Origin of the sequence: Methylobacterium sp. J-077 (genome assembly GCF_022829365.1) — a bacterium.
In the GTDB taxonomy this organism is placed as follows: Bacteria; Pseudomonadota; Alphaproteobacteria; order Rhizobiales; family Beijerinckiaceae; genus Methylobacterium.
Genome location: NZ_JAKSYJ010000135.1, coordinates 1 through 9049 on the forward strand (window position 1 = coordinate 1; position 9049 = coordinate 9049).

A 9049-nucleotide genomic window follows, 5' to 3' on the forward strand; every position below is an offset into this window, starting at 1 on the left:
GGGTGGAGCAGCCCGGTAGCTCGTCAGGCTCATAACCTGAAGGTCACAGGTTCAAATCCTGTCCCCGCAACCAAATCTCTTTCGACTATGCGATCCTTCACGAACCCGGCCCGCCCAACGCGGACCGGGTTTTCTGCGTTCCAGGGCTGACGGTGACGGTCGAGCCCCGATTTAACGGACCGGGCAGCGCCGCTTCGGGGCAGGGGAGGGTTCGAGAGGGGGCTTCGCCGGTCTGACCGTCAGTCGAACATGATCACGATCTTGCCGAATGGACCACGATCCAGATGATCGAGGGCGGCCAGGACGTCGGCCAAGGCGTATGACCGGTCGATCACCGGCTTCAGCTTCAAGACATCCACGGCGCGGACCAGATCTTCCAGCGCGCGGCGGTGACCGACCCGGATGCCTTGAACCGTGGCGGATTTGAGCAAAAGTTGTCCCGCAGCCGCCGACAGATCGTATCCCTCGATCACGCCGATCACGGAGACGCGTCCACCGACGGCAGCCGCTTCGAGCGACTGGGCGAGATGGGCGCCGCCGACGATCTCCAGGATGTGGTCGATCCCTCGATCCGCGGTCAGCCGGTAGACGGATTCGACCCAGCCGTCACGGTCGATCGCGTGGTCGGCGCCGAGGGATCGGACGCGCTCGCGCTTCTCCCCGGACGCGGACGTGACGAAAACCTCGGCGCCGTGGGCCTTGGCGATCTGGAGACCGAACAGGGCGACGCCGCCTGTGCCCTGGACCAGCACGCTCTGGCCTGCTCGGAGCTGACCGCGCTCGACCAGCGCGAACCAGGCCGTCAAGCCGGCACAGCGCGTGCGCCTAGCGATAGATGCGCTGGCTGCGGCGCTGCCGGAGGAATCCGCCCTTCGAGCCGAAAGCCCCGCGCGAACCGAATCGGCCTGAGCATCACGCACAAACGCTATCGGTTCGCCGCGAACATGCGGCCGGCGCGGCAATGCCGTCATCGTTCTCCCGTCGCGATACGATCATCGCAACTCGAGGTCGAAATACGAACTGTATTTCATCTCATTGGCGAAATCATATCGGCCAATTTCAGGCGATATCGATCTCCTGATCGACGCAATCCCGTGATAGATCTTGGGCGGCTGAGCTGCGCTTCGGCCCAATACATTTTCGGGAGGACATCGATGAACGGGCTCAACCGTCGTGGGATGTTGGCCGGCGGATCCGCTGCGTTGCTCGCAGCGACAGATCTAGCCTTCTCGGCCGAGAACGATCCACCGCTGATCAATCCGCTCGTGCGCCAGCGCGCCGACGCGCAGGTCTTCCGGCACGATGACGGCTGGTACTACATGACCGGCTCGGTCCCCGAGTATGATCGGCTGGTGCTGCGACGGTCACGCACCCTCGCCGGCCTATCGGTGGCGCCCGAAACGGTACTGTGGCGCCACGAGACCAGCGGCCCGCGGTCGGGCTTCATCTGGGCGCCCGAGCTGCACCGGATCGACGGCCGCTGGATCATGTATTTCGCCGCCAGTCCGAGCGGCGGCGGCGGCGACGTGTTCCGAATCCGCACCTATGCCATCGCCTGCGACGGGACCGATCCGATGACCGGGTCGTGGTCGGTTCTAGGCGCGTTCCGGGCGCCCTGGGACAGCTTCAACCTCGATTCGACCAGCTTCGTGCACCGGGGCACGCGCTACTTGGCTTGGGCGCAGCGCGAGCCGGGCATCGAGACCAATTCCAACCTCTACCTCGCGCCCCTCGCGACGCCACTGACATTGGCCGCCAAACCGGCGCGCCTGTCGATCCCGACCCTTGATTGGGAGGTGCAGGGCTACAAGGTCAACGAGGCACCGGCCGTGCTGGCGCGCAACGGCCGGCTGTTCATGACCTATTCGGCGAGCGCGACGGATGCGCGCTATTGCATGGGCATGCTCACCGCCCGCGACGACGCCGACATCCTGGACCCGGCGAGCTGGTCGAAATCGCCGCGTCCCGTTTTCCGGACCTGTCCCGAGCACGGCATCTACGGCCCCGGCCACAACAGCTTCACGGTCGATGCGCACGGCCGGGACATGCTGGTGTTCCATGCTCGCGACTATGAGACGATCGTGGGCGACCCACTGTTCGATCCCAACCGCCACACCCGGGTCCAGCCGATCCGCTACGGCGACGACGGCGTGCCGGATTTCGGGGTGCCGGTGGCCAACGGGCCGCTTCCGACCTAGCCCGGTCGCCGTTTCATCACCGTCCGTCCCCAGGCTGCGGCCACTTGGTGTTGGCGTTCCCCACCCGCGCCTTTAGGATGCGGGTGGGGACGCGGTTTCAGCCGCGGAGAGGGAGCATGACGCATCACCGTCCGAGCGGCGCAGCCCACCGCGATCGGAGCTGAAGACCGCATTTTGCGTGTGTCCTCTCGCCTGGGTCGATCGGTCGTGTCCGGTGCGCGGCGTGCGCTGCCGCGGTTGATGCGCGTGGCCGCGGCGTCCGTGCCGCTCCTCGCGGCCGACCCCATGCCGGCGCGCGCCTTCGACCTGTTCGGCCTGTTCGGCTCGGAGCCCGAGCCGCCGGCGCCCAGCGCGACGGCGCTGCCCTATGCGCTGCGCATCACCGGCACGGACGATTCCGACGTGCTGCAGGCGCTCCAGGATATCTCGACGCTCTATCGCCTGCGCCAGGACCCGCCGCCGGACTGGGAGGGGCTCCTGCGCCGGGCCGAGACCGACCTGCCCAAGCTCGCCGACGTCCTGTCGGGCTACGGCTATTATCAGGGCAATGCCGCGATCCGGATCGATTCCGTGCCGGTCGCAGGCCAGGCCGGGGCCGCCGCTGCCGTGGGGGCCGCGGAACGGTGGCGCAACCGCGGCCTCGTGCCGGTGCGGATCGCGGTCGATCTCGGGCCGCTCTACACCCTGCGCCGGATCGCCGTGCGCGATGGCGCCGGCCGACCGTTCCCGGAGGAGGTGCTGCCGCCGCGGATTACCCGGGTGGACGACGACGTACCGGCCCGCTCGGCCACGGTGCTGGCCCGGGAGGCCCGGATCGTCGACCAGTTCCGGGCGCAGGGTCATCCCTTTGCCAAGGTGGTGGCGCGCGATCCGGTGGTGGACGACACCGCCCATGTCATGGACGTCACCTTCACGGTCGATCCCGGGCCTCTGGCCAGGCTGGGGCCGGTGGCGGTCAACGGGGCGCCGGGGATCGACCCGGCGACGATCCGATCCTTTATCTATGCCGAGCCGGGGGATCCGTATTCGCCCCAGGCGGTGGCGGCGATCCGCAAGTCGCTGACGCGCATCGAGGCGATCGGGGCCGCGCGGGTCCGCGAAGGGACGGCGCTCGACGCGGATGGAAACCTGCCGCTCTTCGCCGAATTGAGCGAGCGAGAGCGCAATCTCGTCGGAATCTCCGCGCGCTATTCCACCGTCGACGGGCCGGGCGTGCGCGCCTACTACGCCAACCGCAATCTGTTCGGCGGCGGCGAGACCTTCCGGCTCGATGCCGATATCTACTACCTGGGGTTGGGCAACGATCCGTTCGCGACCCAGCGCAAGATCGCCGGGATCGGCACCAACGGACTCGGCGGGCGCCTGTCGGCGACCTACGTCCAGCCGGCGCTCGGCGGCACCCGCAACGACCTCCTGGCCAACGCCTTCATCACCCGCGAGGTCCAGCAGAGCTACCTGGTGGATGGCGGCGGAGTTTCGGCCGCGATCCGGCACCGGTTCTCGGATACGTTCTCGGCGCAGATCGGGCTGGACGCGCAGGCGGGCCGGTCGAAGGACGCCCTTGGAACGGTCAATTACCGGCTGATCGGCGTGCCGGCTTCCGTGACCTACGATTCCACCGACAGCCTGCTCGATCCGACCAAGGGGTTCCGGGCGATCGCGTCGCTGGCCGCCTATCCCGGGGCGATCTCCTCGCCGGGGATCGTCGTCGCGAAGGCGCAGGGCTCGACCTATTATTCGCTCGACGACGAATCCCGCTACATCCTGGCCGGGCGGATCGGGTTCGGCTCGGTCTCCGGCGCGCCGCTCGGGGACATCCCGGACAATTTCCGCTTCTTCGCGGGCGGCGGCGGCTCGGTGCGCGGCTATCCGTACCGGACGCTCGGGCCGATCGGTCCGTTCAACCTGCCGATCGGCGGCCGCAGCCTGCTTGAGGCGTCGCTGGAGGCGCGGATCAAGGTCACCGACACGATCGGGGTGGTGCCGTTCTTCGACGCCGGCACCGCCTTCGCCTCGGCCCTGCCGGATTTCGAGGAAAAGATCCGGAAATCGGTCGGCATCGGCCTGCGCTACTACACCGGCATCGGCCCGATCCGCGCGGATCTCGCCTTCCCGCTCGACCCCTACAAGGGCGGCCATGTCCGCCCGGCCGTCCTGTATCTCAGCCTGGGGCAGGCGTTCTGAATGGTCGATTTTCTTGGGAGACGGGCCGAGCTCAGAATCTCGCCCTCCCCCCTCTGTGGGAGAGGGTGGCCCCTGCGCCAGCAGGGGTCGGGAGAGGGGAACCCGGCGTCAGGAACGGGCGCGACCGGCATGAACGGCTCAGCCTTTTCCTGCGCCGTCGCTCCCCTCTCCCGACCCCCTTCGGGGGCCACCCTCCCCCGCAGAGGGGGGAGGGGAACTGCGTTCGTGCTGGCCTGCCTCGCGCTTCTCGTCACCGTGCTGCTGCCCATCGTCACGCCGACCCACGCCGACGACGCGGAAAAATCCGTGCTCGGCGGGCTGCTGTCCCGGGCGCTCTCGACGCCGTCGTCCCGGGTGGCGATCGGCGCGGTGGACGGGGCGCTGTCCTCGGACGCCACGATCCGCGACGTGGCGGTGAGCGACCGCGACGGCGTCTGGCTGAAGATGGACCGGGCCCGGATCGTCTGGCGGCGCCTGGCACTGCTGTCGGGGCGGCTCGAGGTGGACAGCCTGGAGATCGGACGGATCGAGGTGTTGCGGCGGCCGATCCCCGGCCCGACACCGCCGGAGGCGAAACCCGACGGCAAGCTGCTGCCCGACCTGCCCGTGAAGGTCGAGATCAAGGGGTTCAAGCTGGCCGAACTGGTGCTGGGCGAGCCCGTGGCCGGCCAGCCGGCCCGGCTCTCCGCGGAAGGCAAGGCGCGGCTCGGTGCCGCCAGCGAGGGGCTCGACCTGCAGGCGAGGGCCCAGCGCCTCGACGCCGCCGGGCGCTTCCTGCTCTCCCTCGTCTACGTGCCGCAGGGCGACAAGCTGGAACTGACGGCGAAACTCGTCGAGCCGGCGGGCGGCCTGCTGTCGAAGGCGGCCAACATCCCGGGCACGCCGCCGATCGATTTCGAGCTTGCCGGCACCGGCACCCTCGATGCCTGGAACGCCCATCTCGATTTCGCCGCCGGCCCGGAGATCGGCGCCAAGGGTGGCGCGAAGATCTCGCGGATCGGCGCAGAGCGCCGGCTGGCGCTCGACCTCGCCGCGCGGATCGAGGGCCTGGTGCCGGGTCCCGCCGCCTCGGTCTTCGCCGGCACGACCAAGCTCGACGGCGGCTTCGCCTTCGCGGATAGCGGCGCCTTCCGGATCGACCGCCTGGAGCTGACCTCGCGCACCGCGCGGCTCGCCGCCGGCGGCAGCCTGACCAAGGACCGGATCGCCGACCTGACCCTCCAGGCCCGCGCCCTGCCGACCGAAGGCGCGGTGACCAAGGCCGGCGAGGCCGAGATCGGCAGGTTGGTCTTCGACGGCAGCGTGAAGGGGCCGATCACCGCGCCGACGGTGCGGGGCAATCTCGACGCCGCGGGCCTGCGCAGCCGCGAGTCCGCCCTGGACCGGATCGAGGCGCGACTCGGGGTCGAGCCCCAGGGCGATCCATCCGCCCAGCGTTTCACGATCACGGCAGACGGCAAGGTCGACGGCCTGCGGCTGGCCGACCCCGCCCTGCGCCGGGCGCTGGGCAGCCGCGCCCAGCTGACCCTGCGGGCCGCCTCCGGCCCGGACGGAATCGTCGACGTCACGAACCTTCGGGTCGAATCCGACACCGCCAAGGCGAGCTATGCCGGCCGTGTCGGCCAGAACACCCTGACCGGCACGCTGGATGCCGTTCTGCCCGATCTCGCGGTGTTCTCCGGGCTCGCCGGCCACGGGCTCGCCGGCAGCCTCGACGCGAAGGCGCGGCTCAGCGGCGATCCGGCCCGCAAAGCGCTGGCCGCAGACCTTACGGTGACCGGCGCCGGGATCGCCACCGGGATTGCGGCGGCCGACCGTGTCCTGGGCCGAGCGCCGACGCTCCAGGGAAAAGTGTCGCAATCCTATGACGGCTACGGCTTCGACCATCTGCGCCTGGAGAGCGCCGGCCTGACCGCGACCCTGCAGGGCGAGGCGACCTCGGCCAGCGCGGATGTCGCCGGGCGCATCGACCTCAAGAGCCTCGCCGATCTCGACGGCCGCCTGACCGGGCGCGCCGGCATCGACGCGCGCATGACCGGCTCCCTGGAACACCCGCAGTTGGCCGCGACGGTCACGGCGCCTGCAGCGACCGCGGACGGCAAGCCGATCCGCGACCTGCGGGCCGAGGCCGTCCTGTCCGACGCCCTGCTGGCGCCGGACGGGACGCTGATGCTCTCGGGCGACGTCGCCGGCAAGGCGCTGCGCGGCGGCGCCCATGTGGCGAAGGCCGGGGCGGACTGGGTTCTCGACCGGCTGGACCTCAATCTCGGCTCGGTGGCGGTCTCGGGCAACGCCATAGTCGCGGCAGACTCCTGGCTGTCGGCCGGGACCCTCGCGGTGAAGGCCACTAATCTCGCCGACATCTCCCCGCTCGCCCCCGAGCCCATGGCCGGGCAACTCGACGCCACGGTGACGCTGGCCCGCGACGGCGGCCGCCAGGACGCGGCGATCCGGGCGACCGGGGCCGCCCTTCGCTATGGGGCCTATGGCCTGAACCGGCTCGACGCCGACCTGAAGGGCCGCGACCTGCGCGCCCATCCGGTCCTCGACGGACGCCTGGACGCCGACCGGCTGCTCGCCGCCGGCCAGCAGATCGACACGGTCCGCCTCGCCGCGATCGGGAGCCCGGCCGGCAGCGACGTGACGCTCACCGCCAAGGCACGCGGGTTCAACCTCGACGGCGCCGTCCGGCTCGTGCCGGCCGACGACACCCGCATCGACATCCAGCGCTTCTCGGCCGCCCGGGGCGGCGACCGCTTCGCCCTGACCGGCCCGGCCACCGTCACCCTGCGCGACGGCGGCGCGGTGATCGACGGGCTGTCGATCGCGGCCGGCTCCGGCCGGGTCACGATTGGCGGCCGAGCCGGCCGGGACCTCGACCTGAAGGTGGCGATCCGGGCGCTGCCCCTGTCGCTCGCCCGGATCGCCGCGCCGGACCTCGCCCTCTCGGGCACCCTCGACGGCGACGCCGACCTGCACGGGCCGGCCGCGAGCCCGGAGGGCCATTACGCCCTCACCGTCTCGAAGCTCGTCGCGCCGCAGACCCGCCAGGCCGGGCTGCCGCCGGTGGATGCCAGCGCCAAGGGAACCCTGTCGGACGGGCAGGCCAGCCTCGACGGCCGGGTCGCGGCCGGGAAGGGCGTCGCCCTGACGGTGGCGGGCGCGCTGCCGGTGGAGACCGGCGGCCCGCTGAACCTGCGCGCCCGCGGCACCCTCGACGCGTCGCTCGCCAACACGCTCCTGAGCGTCGGCGGCCAGAGCGTCACCGGGCGGATCGCCATCGACGGCGGCGTCACCGGTACCCTGGCGGCGCCCCGGGCCCAGGGCTCGGCCGTGCTGACCGGCGGCAGCTTCACCGATCCGCTCAACGGCATCCGCCTCACCGACATCGACGGCCGCGTGACCGGCCGGGGCGACAGCGTCGTGGTCGAGCGCCTCACCGCCTCGGCCCGGAACGGCGGCCGCCTCTCGGTGACGGGCCGCGTCGCCCTGGAGCCGGATTTTCCGGGCCAGTTCCACGTCACCGCCGACAAGGCGGAGCTGGTCTCCAGCCCGCTGATGACCGCGGTGTCGAGCGTCGATCTCAATCTGACCGGCCCGCTCGCCCGGACCCCGCGCATCGCCGGCCGGGTCGACGTCGTGTCGATCGACGTCGCCGTGCCCGACCGGCTGCCCGCCACGGTCAAGCCGCTGCCGGGGGTGCGCCACGTCAACACCCCGCCGGAGGCGCGGGCGCGGCTGGCGCAGCGGGCCGACCGGAAGGCCGCGGTCGCGCCCGGGAAGCGGTCCAGGAAGCCGGCCGTGCCGTTCGACGCCACCCTGGACGTGCGGATCGACGCGCCGAGCCGGATCTTCGTGCGCGGGCGCGGCATCGACGCCGAGCTCGGCGGGTCGCTCCGGGTCACCGGCACGTCGCGGGCGCCGAACGCAGTGGGCGGATTCGGCCTGCGCCGCGGGGTGTTCCAGCTCGTCGGCCAGCGCCTCGATTTCAGCCGCGGCAACCTCACCTTCGCGGGCAGCCTGGCCACGCCGGAGCTCGACTTCGCTGCCGAGACCAAGGCCGGCGACGTCACCGCACGGGTGGCGGTGAGCGGCTACGCGGACGCGCCGCAATTCAGCCTGACCTCCGATCCGGTGCTGCCGCAGGACGAGATCTTGTCGCGCCTGCTGTTCAAGAAGGCGGCCGGCGGGTTGTCGCCGTTCCAGGCCCTGCAGCTCGCCCAGGCCGTGGCGCAGCTCTCGGGCGGGGCCGCCGGGCCGGACGTGTTCGAGCAGGCCCGCAAGGGGCTGGGGCTCGACAGCCTCGACGTCTCCACGGGTGCAAGCGGCGGCCCGGCGCTCGGCGCCTCGCGCTACATCTCGGACCGGGTCAGCGTCGGCGTGAAGGCCGGCGCCAAGCCGGCTGATACGGCCGTGGGGGTGGATTTCGACGTGACCCGCCGGATCAAGCTGAAGGGCGAGGCGGGGAGCGATGGCCGGACCAGCTTAGGTGTCGGGGCGGAGTACGAGTGGTAGGGGCGGGGGCACGCGCGCGGTCGGATTTGGCGGTCGAGATCTGACACGCGCCCTTTCTCCCCCTCGGCGCTATGTGATGGTCACACATCGCTGCCGGATGAGGGCCAAGGCCAACCCCAAGCGCGTCTCCCTCCCCCCTTTGCGGGGGAGGG

The 9049-nt window shown here is 71.1% G+C and carries 3 protein-coding genes and 1 pseudogene; 3 read left to right on the plus strand and 1 reads right to left on the minus strand.

Annotation, left to right across the window (positions count from 1 at the left end; genetic code table 11):
- Positions 1–239 precede the first annotated feature (239 nt).
- Positions 240–821, minus strand: a pseudogene (locus tag MKL11_RS16325) (zinc-dependent alcohol dehydrogenase family protein); the annotation flags it as partial.
- Positions 822–1202: 381 nt separating this feature from the next.
- Here MKL11_RS16325 and MKL11_RS16330 point away from each other — a divergent pair.
- From MKL11_RS16330 to MKL11_RS16340, 3 genes are all read left to right on the plus strand, one after another.
- Entirely contained in the window at positions 1203–2198 is a 996-nt protein-coding gene (locus tag MKL11_RS16330) for a family 43 glycosylhydrolase (protein ID WP_243945161.1), read from the plus strand.
- A gap of 240 nt (positions 2199–2438) precedes the next feature.
- Positions 2439–4382: an autotransporter assembly complex protein TamA gene (locus tag MKL11_RS16335; protein ID WP_243945163.1), complete on the plus strand. Its 1944-nt coding sequence runs from the start codon at positions 2439–2441 to the stop codon at positions 4380–4382.
- A gap of 129 nt (positions 4383–4511) precedes the next feature.
- Positions 4512–8897 carry a translocation/assembly module TamB domain-containing protein gene (locus MKL11_RS16340; protein ID WP_243945162.1) on the plus strand — a complete coding sequence of 1462 codons (4386 nt, stop codon included), beginning with the start codon at positions 4512–4514 and terminating at the stop codon, positions 8895–8897.
- The last annotated feature ends 152 nt before the right edge of the window (positions 8898–9049 follow it).

What these genes read in the sequence shown, in the direction of transcription:
- MKL11_RS16335 (WP_243945163.1), top strand. Translation starts at nt 2,439, where the DNA reads ATGCGCGTGGCCGCGGCGTCCGTGCCGCTCCTCGCGGCCGACCCCATG.
- MKL11_RS16340 (WP_243945162.1), top strand. Translation starts at nt 4,512, where the DNA reads ATGAACGGCTCAGCCTTTTCCTGCGCCGTCGCTCCCCTCTCCCGACCC.